The organism is Polycladomyces abyssicola, assembly GCF_018326425.1.
In the GTDB taxonomy this organism is placed as follows: domain Bacteria; phylum Bacillota; class Bacilli; order Thermoactinomycetales; family JIR-001; genus Polycladomyces; species Polycladomyces abyssicola.
In genome coordinates, this window is record NZ_AP024601.1 from 1929781 (window position 1) to 1944859 (window position 15079).

The following is a 15079-nucleotide window of genomic DNA, read 5'->3' on the forward strand; positions in this document are numbered from 1 at the left end:
CCTCCGCGGTTATTCTACGGAAAACAGGAAGAAATACAATGGTTGACCGCCATAATGCACTTCGTATTCCACATCGGGATAGTTCCGCTTCAGAAAATCGGATAACTCCTTGACCTGTGCATCAGTGACGTCCTTCCCATATATGATGGTGACGACATCGGCCGGCTCGGACAACATTTTCTGGAGCAAGTCCCGGGAAGTAGCCAGCAGGCTGCCGCCTACCGTTTCGATTCTTCCTTCGCTGATTCCCAGGAAATCCCCTTCTTTGATCTCCATGCCCTGTACGTTGGAATCGCGCACGGCATAGGTGACTTCACCCGATCGCACCCGATTGAGACTTTCCGTCATCCGCCGCCGGTTTTCCTCCAAGTCGGCTTCCGGTTGGAAAGCGAGCAGTGCCGCCAACCCTTGCGGAACCGTCTTCGTCGGTAAGACCGTCACCGGGGTTTCGACGATATGTTTCACATGTTCCGCCGTAAGGATGATGTTCTTGTTGTTGGGCAGGATGATGACATGCTCGACGTTTAACCGCTCAATCGCCCGTGCAATATCCTCCGTACTGGGGTTCATCGTCTGCCCGCCTTCGATGATCACATCCACTCCCAAACTGCGGAAGATTTCCGCAATGCCGTCACCTGCCGCAACCGCCACCAACCCGTAGGGCTTGGGCACCGCGAAATCGTCTGAAACGGACTCCTCCACCTTTTCCACTGGTGGTTCAGTCGGAGAAGCGGACCCTTCCTTTCCCACGATGTTGGCGTGTTGCTCACGCATGTTCTCAATTTTGATGCGCGTAAGCCCACCATATTGCATGGCAAAATTGAGCGCATCCCCAGGACGCTCGGCATGAATGTGCACTTTGACCAAATCGTCATCGGCCACTACCAAGAGCGAATCGCCGAACTGCTCCATCTCCCGGCGAAACCCCGTCTCGTCAAATGATGCATCCTTCTCCAACATGATCATGAATTCGGTACAATATCCATGCTCGATTTCGGATGCGTCGATTTTGGCCTGTGCATTTTGATGTGCTACTGTTCCCAAGGATTCATTCGGCCCTGCGACGGAAGCTAGTGATTTCGTTTCTTCTCGATCCACCATTCCTTTCAATGCGGACAAAAAACCTTCATAAATGAAGACCAATCCTTGTCCGCCCGCATCCACCACACCGGTTTGCGCCAACACGGGCAACAATTTGGGGGTACGAGAGAGTGAGAGGCGCGCTTCTTCCAACACGGCCTCCATCACCGCCACCACATCGTTCGTCTGGGTTATGCGCATCAGCCCTTTTTCCGCCGCTTCCCGCGCAACTGTGAGAATGGTGCCTTCAACCGGTTTGATCACAGCTTTGTAGGCAGTTTCCACCCCCTTATGGAAAGCCATGGCCAAATCCCTCGCTGACAATGTCTCCTTGTTCGCTACGGATTTGGCAAATCCACGGAACAACTGGGATAAAATAACGCCGGAATTTCCGCGCGCGCCCATCAGCAATCCTTTTGATAGCGCTTCCGCCAGTTGTCCCACATGATTACTTTTTTTCCGTTCCACTTCCTTGGCACCGGAAGAGAACGATAGATTCATGTTGGTTCCCGTATCTCCGTCCGGTACAGGGAAGACGTTGAGGGCGTTTACTTGTTCCACGTGTTTGTCCAGTTGGTGCGCTCCCGCCCAAATCATGAGTGAGAAAAGTGTCGCGTCAATCTGTTGATGTGTCAACAGTGCTCCTCCTTACAGAAAATGCTAACTAAAACCCCACGGTTTCCATCGTGGGATAAAGGCAGCGTTACTCGGAACCTCCTTGAGAATGGCAAGAGCAACCCATTTGTTGATGAAGCGAACGTATGAGCGTTGCTCATCCCACTCAGAGTGGATCACGTTCCTTCAAACGTCATGGTATGAGGTTCCAGTGACAAATCCACCCATCCCACCGATTTAACCATAGGGTGAAAGAAGGAACCAGCGTACTTTTATGTACGCTGCCCATGTAGGTATAATACAACCGGGTTGTAGATCTGCAAGGGACGGGGTGATGACCACCTCTGAACTTGGGGTTTTTCAAAATGGTAACGGACTGCGAACGCAAATGACCCAAGAATCCCAGGAACCCCCTCAGGAATTGCTCTTGGGGTGCGTGAGCCCGGTGGAGAGTCAATCTTCGTTGACCAACCGTACTCCTTGAACAAAGATATTGACCCGGTTGACCTCGATCCCCACCAATTGTTTCAGTGTGTACTTTACTTTGGATTGAACATTGTTCGCGACTTCGGAGATTTTCGTTCCGTAGCCGACGATAATGTACATGTCAACCACCACTTCGCCCCGCTCGATCCGGACCTCGATCCCTTTGCTCAGATTTTCCCGTTTGAGCAACTCTGTGATACCGTCTTTCAATTGGCTGCGCGAAGCCATGCCGACCAAGCCGTAGCAATCCATGGCCGCCGCTCCAGCAATGGTGGCAAGGACTTCGTTGGCTACTTCGATGTGCCCGAGGTCATTGGCCAATTCGAGACTCATCGTCATTCCTCCTTGGGAGAGGTCACTCTTTTGCACATTCAGCACAATTGTACAACAACAATTTCGGAATTAAAAGTTACCATATCATCTTAGTTGGTTGATCCGTTTCTTGCAAGGGGGATGGGGTTGTGCTAAAATGTTTAGGTGTTTTGCTATCTATGAGAGGAAACTGGGAGGTGTTCAGAGTGGCCCGTCGTTGTTTCATCACCGGCAAAGAAGGACGCACCGGAAACAAAGTTAGCCACTCCAACCGCAAATCCAAGCGCAAATGGGGCGTCAACGTACAAAAAGTGCGCATCTTGGTTGACGGCAAGCCGAAACGCGTCTATGTGAGTGCCAAAGCCCTTAAATCGGGAAAAGTAACCCGCGTCTGACCGGACTGCGGGTTTTTTTGAGGTCGTCAAAAAAAGCACCGTTCGCGGTGCTTTTTTCGTGGACACGCCGTCATCGTCCCTGGTCTCCCCGGGACGTGAGCGGAACGCGCATGGATGGATCAAGATGGAAGCAACTCACTTTTCCTTCTGAAACATACTCAAGAGGGCTCTGACCATCCCACCGAGAAATTTCGGGAGCTTGATGGTGTAAAATTTCACCCCTACCCCTCCTTACCGCTGTTAGTACGCACATAAAATTCCGTGTTCGCTGACGTCATTTATTTATATGCGACGGAGGGGAAAGTGTGCCCACAAACAATCGCGGATACCAATAAGAGACCATGTTTTCCGGGGAAGCGATCCGGACGATATTGACCAGACACGCTAAACGTCGGATGCGTCATTGCTTTCCACCACCAGCAACACACCGGAGCGGATTACGATGACTGCCCGATCTGCTTCCCATTCATTGCTGATGCCCCACGTGTCACCCCGTTTCAGCGTCGCCTCTTTCAATGGATAGCGAAAGCCTGTCAGCGTTACCCCGCTCACTTCCTCTGACACTGGCAGCAGCGAACAAAAAGTGTATCGATCTCGCGGAAGAACAAGCGATCCGGACCCTTTCATCAGCCGAAGCCGGTTCCATCGGTTCTGAATGATCCCGACACTGCCCCGGTCGGCGATTCGCTCCAGCAACCCCACGTTGGCCCAAGTATGATCAAAGCGCGTACCGCCCAGCGCTCCCAACACCAGAATCTCTTGCGGATCGTGCATCAACGCTTGTTCCACCGCGTACTGCGTATCAGTCAAATCCTTTTCGGCCGGCAATCGGCGCGTGGGAACACTGGATTCACGCAAACGGTGAAGAAAATCTTCTCCCGCCGTGTCGAAGTCACCAACGGCCAAATCGATGCGTACACCTGCCTCCCAAAGGCGAACCGCACCACCGTCTACGCCGATCACCACGTCATCCGGACGAATTGCCGAAAAGTCCCCGTTGTCAATCGACCCGCCCGTTACAATCACAACACGCCCTGTCCCATGCCATTTCCCATTCACTGTTGTCTCATCACCAACTGCGGTGCCTGTGTAATCAGTATGGTCATCAGCAAGGCGGCGATGATTACATCAGGCAAGATGTATGAAACATTGTAAAGGAACGAATACAAGGCCACATTCATCCCTTTTGGTGCATACTGACCAAACCAGATCACACCCGAGATAAAATGGGACAGCAAGCGCAAACCGCCAGCAAGAATCAGACCCAGAACGGCCCGCGTCACCTGCTTGCCTCGGGTCATGTCCCGATTCAGCGCGAACACGCCAGACAGACCCAGTGCCGTGAAAGCCAGCGGATAATCCAACACGACCTGCACGGGATGCACCACAAACGGTTCCACCATCAAATTGATCAGACCGACCAACAAACCGCAAATTACGCCGGCTACCCATCCACGGCGAAAGGACAACAAAGCGATCGGCAGCATCACCAGGCTGATGGAACCTCCTTGCGGCCAAAGCCCCTGGATGTTGACGTACGTGGACAACAATACACCGATTGCAGCCATGATGGCGATTTCGGTTAAAGTCAACAACCGTTGTTGACTGGTCAATAGTCGTTCCTCCTTTCTCTAGTTATGTTCATTTCTCGTGATCGATTGCGGCCATCATTCCACATTACAGCCGGAAATTCATCTCTATTATTGTCAATGAGAATACAGTTGACAAGACAGCCGAGGCCGTTCCCCTTCATTTTACAGGGAAACGGCCCCAATCTTAAACCAGATTTATCAAGTTTCCAGCGCGTTTTTCGCCGCTTCCCGCAACCGACGAATCGCCTCTTCTCGATTCTCGGCCCCGAACACTGCCGAGCCGGCGACCAACACGTCGGCTCCTTGCGCTACAACATCGGCTGCGGTATACGGATTGATCCCACCGTCCACTTCCAATGCGACATCCATTCGACCCGCGCGTTGCAACATGTCGCGAACTTGTCCGATTTTCGGCAGAACAAATGAGATGAACTTCTGACCGCCGAAGCCGGGATTGACCGTCATCAGCAAAACCAGGTCCACATCAGGCAAAATGGGTTCCAATACCCCTGCGGGCGTAGCTGGATTGAGGACCACACCCGCCTTGGCTCCGTGCTCTTTGATCAGATGAACAGTCCGGTGAAGATGCGGACACGCCTCAACATGCACACTGATCCAGTCGGCACCGCTACGTGCAAAAGCGGGGATATACCGATCCGGTTCCTCAATCATCAAATGAACGTCCAAAGGCAGACGCGTTTGAGGTCGGATCGCTTCCACCACAAGTGGACCGATCGTCAAGTTGGGAACAAAATGGCCGTCCATCACATCCACGTGAATCCAGTCCGCTCCCGCCGCTTCCACTTCCTTGATCTCCTCTCCCAATCGTGAAAAATCAGCGGAGAGAATGGATGGCGCGATTTTGATCATGCTCAATACCTCCGTAACGCTTCGACTTCCTGCAAGAACTGAAGGTAATGCTCATACCGTCCGGCGTCAACTTCTCCTTTCTCCACCGCTGACCGAACAGCGCAGTCCGGCTCATTGCGATGAAGGCATCCGCGGAATCGGCACTCAGAGGAGCGCAGACGGAATTCGGGAAAGCAATCGCTCAACTCGGAAGCTTCCATCCCTTGAAATGTCAACTGACTGAATCCCGGTGTGTCCGCCACTTGACCACCGTCAGGAAGATCCAGTATCTCCACCGTTCGCGTTGTATGCCGTCCCCGGCCGATTTTGCTGCTGACAGATCCGGTCGCCAGTTGGAAACCGGGGTGAATGGCGTTGAGCAAAGAGGATTTGCCCACTCCGGACTGGCCGGCAAAAACCGACAACTTCCCTTTCAGATATTGCCTGACGGTGTCGATGCCTTCCCCCGTCACCACACTGGTGGCCACCACTGGATAACCGGCTGTTTCGTAAATAGATCGGACCCGTACGATTTCTTCCTCGTCTGTCACCAAATCCGTTTTGGTCAGACAAAGTACCACATCCAGCCCTGCCTTTTCACAATGCACCAACACACGGTCTAACACCATGAGTTGAACTGCAGGCTCACGCAAAGCGCTCACGACGATCGCCTGCTCCACATTGGCAATCGGAGGGCGAATCAGTTGGGTCTTGCGCGGTTTTACTTCCGTGATGAAGCCTTGGCCGTCGCCCGTCCAGTCGAAGCGAACGAGATCGCCCACCAACGGTGTGACGTTTTTCTTTTTAAACACGCCGCGAGCGCGGCATTGCACCTTTTCCCCTTCCGGCGTCCGCACATAGTAAAACCCGCTGACAGCCCGAACGATTTGCCCCTCCGGCATAACATTCCTCCTTGTCGTATGTAATCACGCCACAAAATGGCGGGACACGTCATCCCGCCGCAGTCGAGCGACGGGAAAACGGTCCCTGTACCGTTTGCCGTATTCTCCTCTATTCATCTTTCCCTATGTGAGAAATCTAACAAACATACATAAACGAATTCCGCTTTATTCCGGCTTCCCTCCGGCAGACGGCGGAGGATCGACGTTATTGTCCGCGTCTACCCACACATAGATGGTAGTGCCTGGTTTCATCCATGAACCGGGTGCTGGATATTGTTCATATATCTTTCCGTGAACACCAGGAAAATCCCAATAACGGACTTTCACATTTGGTAATCCACGAACCCTACTTTCAAATTTCCCTGTATAATCCGGTACCTGTACCATACCTTCATTGGAAGCGACATACAAAGTAACCGGCGAGCCGGGCTTGACGGAAGTCCCGCTCGCCGGCTCCTGGTCGAAAACGACACCCGGTTCGACGCCTTCTTTGCTCTTTTTCTCGATTTGGGGTTTCAAACCGTGACTTTTTAACCACTCTACCGCTTCTTTACGGGGTTTGTTGGTCAAATCTTCCAACGTCACCGTCTGAGCGGTCGGTTGGTTTTTGTTCATCGCGTCCTGATCCTCACCTGCACTGGAGAAGAGGCTCCACAAGCTGGTGAATCCGAAGATGGTCAAGGCAATAATGACGACCATGGTAAATAGTCCAAACAGAAGCTTTTGCCACCACGGCATGTTAGCCTGCATATTCTCCAGCCAGATGACGGTACGCTGCAAAACGGTCTTGTTTTGGTCAGCCGGTATATTGCGCAGGCGCTCCAAGCTGGCCATGGTATCCTCGCCCACCTGGGTAGATTGGCGCGGTTCCTCCGCTTTCGCCGCCGCTTCCACACGGGACAACGTGGCGATCGGTTTGGTATTTTCATCATCCTTTGTTTCAGCGCGCCAACGCGGTGTCTCCAACCGATCCGCATGGAAAGCGAATTTGAGCTCCTGCATCATCGCTTTGGCGGACGGGAAACGGTTTTGCGGATCTTTTTCTAGCGCCCGCATGATAATGTCGATCAATTGATCCGGAATGTCCGGATTCCATTGCCGCGGATCCGGCACGGGCTCCTGCAGATGTTTGAGCGCGATGCCGATCGCCGAGTCACCGTCAAACGGCAATACGCCTGTCACCATCTCATATAACACGATGCCCAACGAGTACAGATCGGATTTTTCACCGATCACACCCCCGCGCGCCTGCTCAGGGGAGAAATAATGCACCGAGCCCATCACCGAACCGGTTTGCGTGATGGTTGACGAGGTGGCCGCACGGGCGATGCCGAAATCCGTCACTTTGGCTCGTCCGTTGGATCCCAGCAAAATGTTGTGCGGCTTGATATCCCGGTGAACAATCTGATTTTCGTGGGCGTGCGCCAGCGCATCGCAGATTTGGATTGCGATAGCAGCCGCTTCTTCCGGAGGCAAAGGGCCGTTCTCCAAAATAAACTCCTTCAACGTCGGCCCTTCCACATACTCCATCACGATATAGTGGGTGTGACCGTCCTTGCCCACGTCATACACGTTGACGACGTTGGGATGCGACAAACTGGCCGCCGCCTGTGCTTCCCGGCTGAAACGACGGATGAACTCCGCGTCGTTGCTGAGCGACTCGTTCAGCACTTTGATGGCAACATACCGATTCAACAAAAGGTCCTTCGCTTTATATACCACGGCCATTCCGCCACCGCCGACACGACTGATGACGTGGTAACGCCCACCCAGCTTTTTCCCTTCCATATTCATGTCACCCCGCTCCTCCTCCGACCTATCCCGAATATGTTTTTCTCGCCCGGGTATTTTTCAGCAAGATCAAGGAAATATTATCCGTTCCCCCCGCTTCATTGGCCAATTGCACCAACCGATCGGCCTGTTGGTCCAACGTCATCCGGGAGGTCAACACCAACCCGATCTGGCGGACATCTACCATGCCGGTCAGACCATCTGTACACATCAGCAAGGTGTCCCCCGGGTTCCACGGTGTCTCAATGATGTCCGCTTCCACTTCTTCATTGGTGCCCAACGATCGAATGATCACATTGCGCTGGGGATGATTCCGCGCTTCTTCCTCCGTGATTTGGCCGTGTTTTTTCAGGATGTTCACCAGCGAATGATCTTCCGTCAATTGATACAGGCCACCCCGATGGAGCAGATAGGCACGGCTGTCGCCAATGTGGGCGAGCACAATTTCACGTTTGGCGATGACGGCGGCAATGAGTGTAGTGCCCATCCCTTTGTATTTTTGCACTTCGTTCGCCAATTGGAAGACGCTTTGGTTGGCTTTTTGGACGGCCTCCAGGAGGCGTTGACGACGCTCCTCCACATCTGCCCTAGAAGAGAGTGTATCCAATTCCCGACGGATGATCTCGACGGCATGCCTGCTGGCTACGTCTCCGGCTTGATGACCGCCCATCCCGTCAGCAACCACTGCAACCAGAGCCCCTTTTTTTGTGCGAAACAGACCGATGCTGTCTTCGTTGTGCTTGCGCACCCGGCCTGTATCGGTCCGCCATGCCATCTTCATCCCCGGTAACCCCTTTCCTCATCTACATGGAAAAACGCTCCCATTCATTGGATGGAAACGAGGATTCACCCGGCAAGGGTTCCTAAGCTCCCGCTTCCATTTTTGTTTTCTCTTGATCAACTTGTTGTTGTGTTCTCCAGTTTTTCCAGATGCTTTGCCCTCAATTGTCCGCAGGCGGCTGCAATATCGCTGCCGTGTTCCCGGCGGATCGTCGCCGAAATTCCGTGGGATTCCAAAATGCGCTGAAAAGCGAATACCTGCTTGCGCGGCGTCCGTACATAATTCCGTTCCGGGACGTAATTGACCGGAATCAGGTTGACCAAACAATCAAGCCCCTGTAGCAACTCGGCCAGCTCATGCGCATGTTCGTCCCGGTCGTTCACACCCCCGATGAGAGCATACTCAAACGTGATCCGCCGCCCGGTTTTTTGCAGGTAATAACGACAGGCCTCCATCAGATCCGGCAACGGAAAGCGACGGTTGATCGGCATCAACTTGGATCGAAGTTCCGTATTCGGGGCGTGAAGCGAAACAGCCAAACGCACTTGCAAGCCTTCGTCGGCAAACCGGTAGATCTCCGGAATCACGCCGCTGGTGGAAACCGTGATGTGCCGTTGCCCGATGTTCAACCCTTTGGCATCATTGATCAAACGGACAAATTGCAGCGTCGCCTCATAATTTTCAAATGGCTCCCCCGACCCCATGACGACGACGGAACGTACCCGTTCCCCTTCTTGGTCGAGGTATTGTTGGGCAGCGACCACTTGTGCGACGATTTCCCCCGCTTGCAGGTTTCGCTTCAATCCTCCCAATGTTGATGCGCAAAACGTGCAACCGATCCGACACCCGACCTGGGTGGTGACGCAAACGCTGATCCCGTAATCATGGCGCATGATGACCGTTTCGATCGCATGCTGATCCGGGAGCGCGAACAAAAATTTCACCGTTCCGTCCCGGGAAACCTGCGTCGTGATCGCATTCAACGGTTGGATCACAAAGGACTCGGCCAGACGCGAACGTAAAACTTTGGGTAAGTTGGTCATCTCATCAAAGGATGTGGCTCTTTTTTGATATAACCATTCCATTACCTGAGTCCCGCGCCATTCGGGCAAATCGTGTTTGTGCATCCACGCCTTCCAGTCTTCGTGCGTCAGATCGTATGCAAAAGCATTCATGTTCATTCCCACCATTTTTGGATTCCATACAAAAAATCATTCAAAACAATCCTCATTATATCAAGCTTTCGCGAAGGTGAAAAGTCAGCGCACGCAAACCCGCATGTAATAACCGGTATGTGTCCTTCAACCGGCAAAAATGAACACTATGTTGACATTTGTTCAGGGCACAACAGCAAACGAGATCCACAGACGAAATGTTTCGCGCATTTTGAAGTAGAAATCACAAGACAGACCGCCCGTCATTTGGCATCCAACCCGACTCGCCGGATTTCCACCTGATACGTTAAATCAATCTGAGCGTTTGGGTATTGCTTTTTCCAATTGAGTGATTTCCAAATATCTGGATGAAAAGCGCGCATTTTATTGCCAAAACCAAACACATCCGTTTTCCATTCCTTTTGTGTTTTTCGCAACACCATATTTCCCATCCGTTCATACCATTGCCCCACTGATTTTTCCAACTTCTCAACATTGCCGTCTGCGCTAAGATCGATCGGACACGTTTTTTCCGTAATCTCCCCGTAGACACGATTACGGACGTGGATTCGGACAGTGCTGTTCGTTTTGTTGATTTGATATTTGGTTTTCACCTGGTCCGGCTTAAACACGATTTCCCCTTTTCCATCGGGACAGGGAACTCTGACGGGATCGCCTGATTTGGATTCTCTGGCTTGCAATAAGATCACGCTTTCTTGTGTATTGAGTGTGCCTACCATTTTGTCCTTTTTGAACAAAGCCAGCCCCAGCCATCGCACCGTGTCCTGCTCGGCTTTGATATAGTTCATATATGGATCAAACGCGGGGTTGTACAAAGCCTTGTACAGTCTCCCAAGTGAAACGTCGGCCATGCTGCCGTCTCTGACTCCGTTATCCACCATGTCCATGATATATACAGTGGGAACTTGTTCTAATTTGGTTTTCACCTGCAACACAGATTGAGCCTCCCCTTTCACGACCAGGGGCCAGAGTCGTCTGCGGATGGCCGGCTGCCGTCGCAAACTGTCCATCAACGGCCAAATCCCTTTTTTCGCCACCTTTTCTCCGATTAAGACCAAACGTGCATGACCGAGAAACACCTCTTGGTTCGTCTGGTTTTGAATATCATTCATCGCTTCCATGAGCGTTTTCCCTTTTCCGGTTAACATCTGCACGGCTTCTTCTCCCCCTCCACCGCCTCCACCGACACCGAAAATCTTGATGGGATTGGGCACTTGGACGGAGACTTTGTATCCCGTTGGATCCTGATCGACCGCCAGCGCGACGACCGATGTCCGTTCCTCAATTTCACGCTGGTCCCAACACCCCGTCAGTAATGCCACCAACAATATCCATGCCATCATACCGTGAAACAGTCGAAGTGGACCGAAGTACTTGGTTGATTTCCACGACTGATGATCATGAAGACGCCACATCCTCGGTCCCCCCTTTGATCTTGCGAATGACGGCGATGATCAACAAAAACGCGGAAACAAGAACGGCGTATCCAACCAATACGATTCCGATCCAATCCCGTATGAGAAACGCCGTTTTCATATCAGGTGGCCACACTGCGATCACATACAAGACGGGTAAGCATCCCAAGGCGATCCATTTGCGATACCGATCCGGCCACCGAAACGCCACCATCGTCGTATTGATGGCCGTATTGAGGTTGATGATCAAAGTGGTGAACACAGCGACCATCCAGACGGTGATGATCGCTGATTCCAACCGTTCCAAAATATTACCGGGAATACTTGCCACCTTGATCAATTCATACGTAGGCCAGGTCATACGCACCAATTCAAACGGGCCGAAAGTGGCGAGCGAAGCCATGAAGGTGGTCCAATATAATACCGTCACAACAGCGATACCTGTCATATGTCCGATCATCGCTTTTTGGGGCTGTTGGTAATCGGGCATATAGTTGAGCACAAGCTCAAATCCGGCAAATGCGAAAAAGCTGGTCAACAATCCACGTAGCAATTGTTGCGGCCCAACTTGAAACAGCGGAAGCAGGTTTTCCAATTCACCTCGCTGTAACCAGGCAAAGAAGTTCAACACAAACGGAACGAACAAAAATGGTAACAAAAACTCGTTGAAACGTGCGATTACTTCCGTTCGTTGGGCTGCAACAACAGCTCCCACCGCGATCATGGTAAAAATGATGATTTGAAGGGGTGTTCGTTGCAAAACCGTGGCGACCAGACCCTCGCCAAAAAGGCGGCTGACCAAGGCGGACGTCAACAGCCAGAGCAGAACGCTGATCACGATCAACGGAGCCGACATGATTTTCCCCAACCAAGGAGCCCGCTTGCTGCCGAGAATGCGGGGAATGTACTGGACAAAGTGCTGATCAGGAAACCGCAGTCCCAATTTCGTAACAAAAAATGTCCCCAAGGCGACCAACAGTCCACCCATCGGGAAGATCCACACTCCATCCGGTCCCGCATCTTTGGCGACACTCTGCGGCATGGAGAGCACCCCAACCCCGATCATAGCAGACGTGATCAAGGCGAAAGCTTGATAAGTGGAAACCGACTTTTGCGTCATTTGCTTGGATGACGAGTTCAAGTCGTGTTCCCTCCTTCCTCTTGTCGCTGCGTATCTCCTGGCTTCATCAATTTGGGCCGATCCTTCATCCATTGCCACGGTACCCGGATTAATGTGTCTTTCATATCTGTCCAGTTGACCGGGGAAAACGGAGCCAAATAGGGCACCCCGAACGACTTCAATTGCACCAGGTGTAACAATATGAGCATCAACGCAAGCGTGATGCCGTACAACCCCAGTGTGGCCGCCACGATCATCAGCGGAAAGCGGATCAGACGGAGTGAGATAGCCGCGTTGTAATAGGGGTTGGCGTACGAACTGATCGTCGTCAACCCGACGATGATCACCATTGCTGGACTGACGAGCCCTGCTGACACCGCCGCATCCCCGATCACTAAAGCCCCCACGATCCCAATCGTCGGACCGATGGGGCCCGGCAGGCGGATACTCGCCTCCCGTAACACCTCTACACTGGTCTCCATGATCAGCGCTTCGACGATGGAAGGGAATGGCACCGTCGCCCTACCCGCGGCCATTGCGATCGCCAATTTGGACGGGATCATCTCCGGGTGAAACGAAACGAACGCAATATAAAGCGCAGGTAACAACATCGCGATAAACAAACTCAGCAAACGGATCATCCGCAAAAAGGATGTAATTAAGTATCGCTCATAATAGTCTTCGGGACTGTAATAGAACTGGGTAAACACCGCAGGTGCGATCAACGTGTTGGGTGTTCCGTCAACCAAAATGGCCACTTTTCCTTCCAGCAAATGACCTACGACCGCATCGGGGCGTTCGGTGTTTTGCAACTGGGGAAACGGTGTCCAGATCTGGTCTTGAATCAGCTCCTCGATATATCCCGATTCCAGCACACCGTCAATTTGAATGTTTTGTATTCGTTTCTCCACTTCTTGTACAACTTTGGGATCCGCCACTCCCTCGATGTAGAAAAGGGAGACATTGGTTTTTGTCCGTTTACCGACCATGTAGTTTTTTAACCGCAAATCGGGATCTTTCAACCGCCGGCGAATCATCGAGGTGTTGATGCGGATCGTTTCCGTCAGCCCTTCACGCGGACCGCGAATCACCGCTTCCGCCCGTGGTTCGCTGACACCGCGCTTTTCCCATCCGCGCGTGCCGATGATCAAGCCGGTGTCGGATCCGTCCACAAACAAAATCGTATCGCCCGATAACAAGCCGTTGACGATCTCCTGCATTTTGGTCGATTGCTTCATCTCACCGGTTTGCACCAGGCTCTCATTGACCATCTGCCATAAGTCCGTTTTGACCTTTAATCGTTCCCCTTCCACCATTAACGGATGAAGTATGAACTGATCGACAATGGCCATGTTGACCAGACCATCGATGTACAAAACAGCTGCTTTGCGGTCAGGTGCGTATTGAATGGTGAACACGCGTGAGATGACGTCCGCACTGTCCCCCAACAATTTGACGAGGTAGTGGGCGTTTTTCTCCGCATCCGCCGTGACGGCGGTATCATCCACCCGCTCCTTCACCTTTTGCTCCGCTTGCTGCTCCAGTTTTTCCACTTTTTTGCGCGCTCGTTTGCGTGTCCATCTGTTTCCCTGTTGTTCCATGATCATCACCACTCTTAACATCCCCGCCTGCCAATAAAACCATACCAAGGAAAAAAGAAGACCTGATGCTAGGCATCAGGTCAACGTCTTGCAATTTCCAATCATCAGTCAAAAATGGAAATATCAATCCATTATGTTTGTACCACCAACGTTTCATGATTTTTGGTTTCTTTTTTCGAGTGCCCCCATGGGGAACCGTACAATTCCAGATGTAATAAGGGCGCCAAAACATTGGCAAATGCCTGCAGATATATTTTTTCTGCATCCGAGTACGTTTTCTGCTCATCTCCCGTTACGCTGAGGATGCCGATGACCCGCTCTCCTGTCTTGATTGGCACGCAAATCAGGGAATGATACACTTTTTGCGCTTTGGGATGCGCTTTGAATCGGTTGCCTGGTGCGTGGATGTCGCCGGAAAAATAGACCTCGCCTGTACGGTATGTATACCCTGCTGCCGAATCGTCGATGGGCAACCGCAGCTTCTTCATGCCCTCCGGTGTGTGAGCCGCGGCTTCATGCACCTTGAGTGTGCCGTCACCAGCGGAGACAAACACGCACACACGCGGGTTGTTGGCCTTATTCACGGTCATGACGGCGACGAGTTGAGAGAGAAAATACGTATAGATGGCTCTTCGCTGGCGTTCAAAATCCTCCTGGGAACCGTAAAGAACAGCAGTAATTTCCTCGGAAAGCGTTTTTACCGATTCGATCACCATCTGGGAACGCTTGTATTCGTAGGACATGCGTTCGTTGGTTTGCTTCAATTCATGGAGCGTTTTATTCGGTTCGATTACAATTCCCCAGAGTGCAATCCGGTCTCCTTTTTTGGCCCGCCATACGAACACGACTGCCATCGTGATCATCAACACGAGCATGCCGTAGGTCAGTAACGGATTGCTGATGATCACCTTCGCTATCAATTCCAGATCCATGTCCACCGTCTGTTTCACCACCTTTTTCATCAA

General features: G+C 52.0%; 15 protein-coding genes. 1 reads left to right on the forward strand and 14 read right to left on the reverse strand.

The window, feature by feature from the left end; all coding sequences use genetic code 11:
• Nucleotides 1-9 precede the first annotated feature (9 nt).
• Nucleotides 10-1716 (reverse strand): DAK2 domain-containing protein, encoded by a 1707-nt coding sequence (locus KI215_RS09670; RefSeq protein ID WP_420830110.1) that lies wholly within the window; start codon nucleotides 1714-1716, stop codon nucleotides 10-12.
• Between the two features lie 432 nt (nucleotides 1717-2148).
• Nucleotides 2149-2514 (reverse strand): Asp23/Gls24 family envelope stress response protein, encoded by a 366-nt coding sequence (locus KI215_RS09675; RefSeq protein ID WP_212772547.1) that lies wholly within the window; start codon nucleotides 2512-2514, stop codon nucleotides 2149-2151.
• Nucleotides 2515-2699: 185 nt separating this feature from the next.
• On the opposite strand from KI215_RS09675, the gene rpmB reads away from it, so the two are divergent.
• Complete coding sequence (rpmB, locus tag KI215_RS09680) at nucleotides 2700-2888, forward strand: 50S ribosomal protein L28 (protein WP_212772548.1); 189 nt, start codon at nucleotides 2700-2702, stop codon at nucleotides 2886-2888.
• 135 nt (nucleotides 2889-3023) lie between these two features.
• Here the strand turns inward: rpmB and spoVM are convergent, their stop codons facing one another.
• The 12 genes from spoVM to KI215_RS09740 form a co-directional block, all read right to left on the reverse strand.
• Entirely contained in the window at nucleotides 3024-3107 is an 84-nt protein-coding gene (gene spoVM, locus KI215_RS09685; RefSeq protein WP_205493194.1) for a stage V sporulation protein SpoVM, read from the reverse strand.
• 165 nt (nucleotides 3108-3272) lie between these two features.
• Nucleotides 3273-3947, reverse strand: coding sequence for a thiamine diphosphokinase (locus tag KI215_RS09690; protein WP_212772549.1), 675 nt, complete (start codon nucleotides 3945-3947; stop codon nucleotides 3273-3275).
• Entirely contained in the window at nucleotides 3944-4501 is a 558-nt protein-coding gene (thiT, locus tag KI215_RS09695) for an energy-coupled thiamine transporter ThiT (protein WP_246512075.1), read from the reverse strand. Before thiT ends, KI215_RS09690 begins: the two co-directional genes overlap by 4 nt.
• Before the next feature lie 177 nt (nucleotides 4502-4678).
• Nucleotides 4679-5350: a ribulose-phosphate 3-epimerase gene (gene rpe, locus KI215_RS09700; protein WP_212772550.1), complete on the reverse strand. Its 672-nt coding sequence runs from the start codon at nucleotides 5348-5350 to the stop codon at nucleotides 4679-4681.
• 2 nt (nucleotides 5351-5352) lie between these two features.
• Nucleotides 5353-6231 carry a ribosome small subunit-dependent GTPase A gene (rsgA, locus tag KI215_RS09705; protein WP_212772551.1) on the reverse strand — a complete coding sequence of 293 codons (879 nt, stop codon included), beginning with the start codon at nucleotides 6229-6231 and terminating at the stop codon, nucleotides 5353-5355.
• A 165-nt stretch (nucleotides 6232-6396) separates the two neighbouring features.
• On the reverse strand, nucleotides 6397-8019 hold the full coding sequence (gene pknB / locus KI215_RS09710; RefSeq protein WP_420830192.1) for a Stk1 family PASTA domain-containing Ser/Thr kinase: 1623 nt from the start codon (nucleotides 8017-8019) through the stop codon (nucleotides 6397-6399).
• A 28-nt stretch (nucleotides 8020-8047) separates the two neighbouring features.
• Nucleotides 8048-8803, reverse strand: a complete 756-nt coding sequence (locus KI215_RS09715; protein WP_205492458.1) for a Stp1/IreP family PP2C-type Ser/Thr phosphatase — start codon at nucleotides 8801-8803, stop codon at nucleotides 8048-8050.
• 116 nt (nucleotides 8804-8919) lie between these two features.
• Nucleotides 8920-9978, reverse strand: coding sequence for a dual-specificity RNA methyltransferase RlmN (rlmN, locus tag KI215_RS09720; protein WP_212772553.1), 1059 nt, complete (start codon nucleotides 9976-9978; stop codon nucleotides 8920-8922).
• A 242-nt stretch (nucleotides 9979-10220) separates the two neighbouring features.
• Complete coding sequence (locus KI215_RS09725) at nucleotides 10221-11393, reverse strand: Ger(x)C family spore germination protein (protein ID WP_212772554.1); 1173 nt, start codon at nucleotides 11391-11393, stop codon at nucleotides 10221-10223.
• Nucleotides 11377-12534 (reverse strand): GerAB/ArcD/ProY family transporter, encoded by a 1158-nt coding sequence (locus KI215_RS09730; protein ID WP_212772555.1) that lies wholly within the window; start codon nucleotides 12532-12534, stop codon nucleotides 11377-11379. The genes KI215_RS09725 and KI215_RS09730 overlap by 17 nt, the downstream gene beginning before the upstream one ends.
• On the reverse strand, nucleotides 12531-14120 hold the full coding sequence (locus KI215_RS09735; RefSeq protein WP_246512301.1) for a spore germination protein: 1590 nt from the start codon (nucleotides 14118-14120) through the stop codon (nucleotides 12531-12533). The genes KI215_RS09730 and KI215_RS09735 overlap by 4 nt, the downstream gene beginning before the upstream one ends.
• Before the next feature lie 125 nt (nucleotides 14121-14245).
• Complete coding sequence (locus KI215_RS09740; protein ID WP_212772556.1) at nucleotides 14246-15076, reverse strand: GAF domain-containing protein; 831 nt, start codon at nucleotides 15074-15076, stop codon at nucleotides 14246-14248.
• Nucleotides 15077-15079: the final 3 nt, after the last annotated feature.

What these genes read in the sequence shown, in the direction of transcription:
- KI215_RS09675 (WP_212772547.1), bottom strand. Translation starts at nt 2,514, where the DNA reads ATGAGTCTCGAATTGGCCAATGACCTCGGGCACATCGAAGTAGCCAAC.
- rpe (WP_212772550.1), bottom strand. Translation starts at nt 5,350, where the DNA reads ATGATCAAAATCGCGCCATCCATTCTCTCCGCTGATTTTTCACGATTG.
- rsgA (WP_212772551.1), bottom strand. Translation starts at nt 6,231, where the DNA reads ATGCCGGAGGGGCAAATCGTTCGGGCTGTCAGCGGGTTTTACTATGTG.
- pknB (WP_420830192.1), bottom strand. Translation starts at nt 8,019, where the DNA reads ATGGAAGGGAAAAAGCTGGGTGGGCGTTACCACGTCATCAGTCGTGTC.
- KI215_RS09715 (WP_205492458.1), bottom strand. Translation starts at nt 8,803, where the DNA reads ATGAAGATGGCATGGCGGACCGATACAGGCCGGGTGCGCAAGCACAAC.
- rlmN (WP_212772553.1), bottom strand. Translation starts at nt 9,978, where the DNA reads ATGAATGCTTTTGCATACGATCTGACGCACGAAGACTGGAAGGCGTGG.
- KI215_RS09725 (WP_212772554.1), bottom strand. Translation starts at nt 11,393, where the DNA reads ATGTGGCGTCTTCATGATCATCAGTCGTGGAAATCAACCAAGTACTTC.
- KI215_RS09735 (WP_246512301.1), bottom strand. Translation starts at nt 14,120, where the DNA reads ATGATCATGGAACAACAGGGAAACAGATGGACACGCAAACGAGCGCGC.
- KI215_RS09740 (WP_212772556.1), bottom strand. Translation starts at nt 15,076, where the DNA reads ATGAAAAAGGTGGTGAAACAGACGGTGGACATGGATCTGGAATTGATA.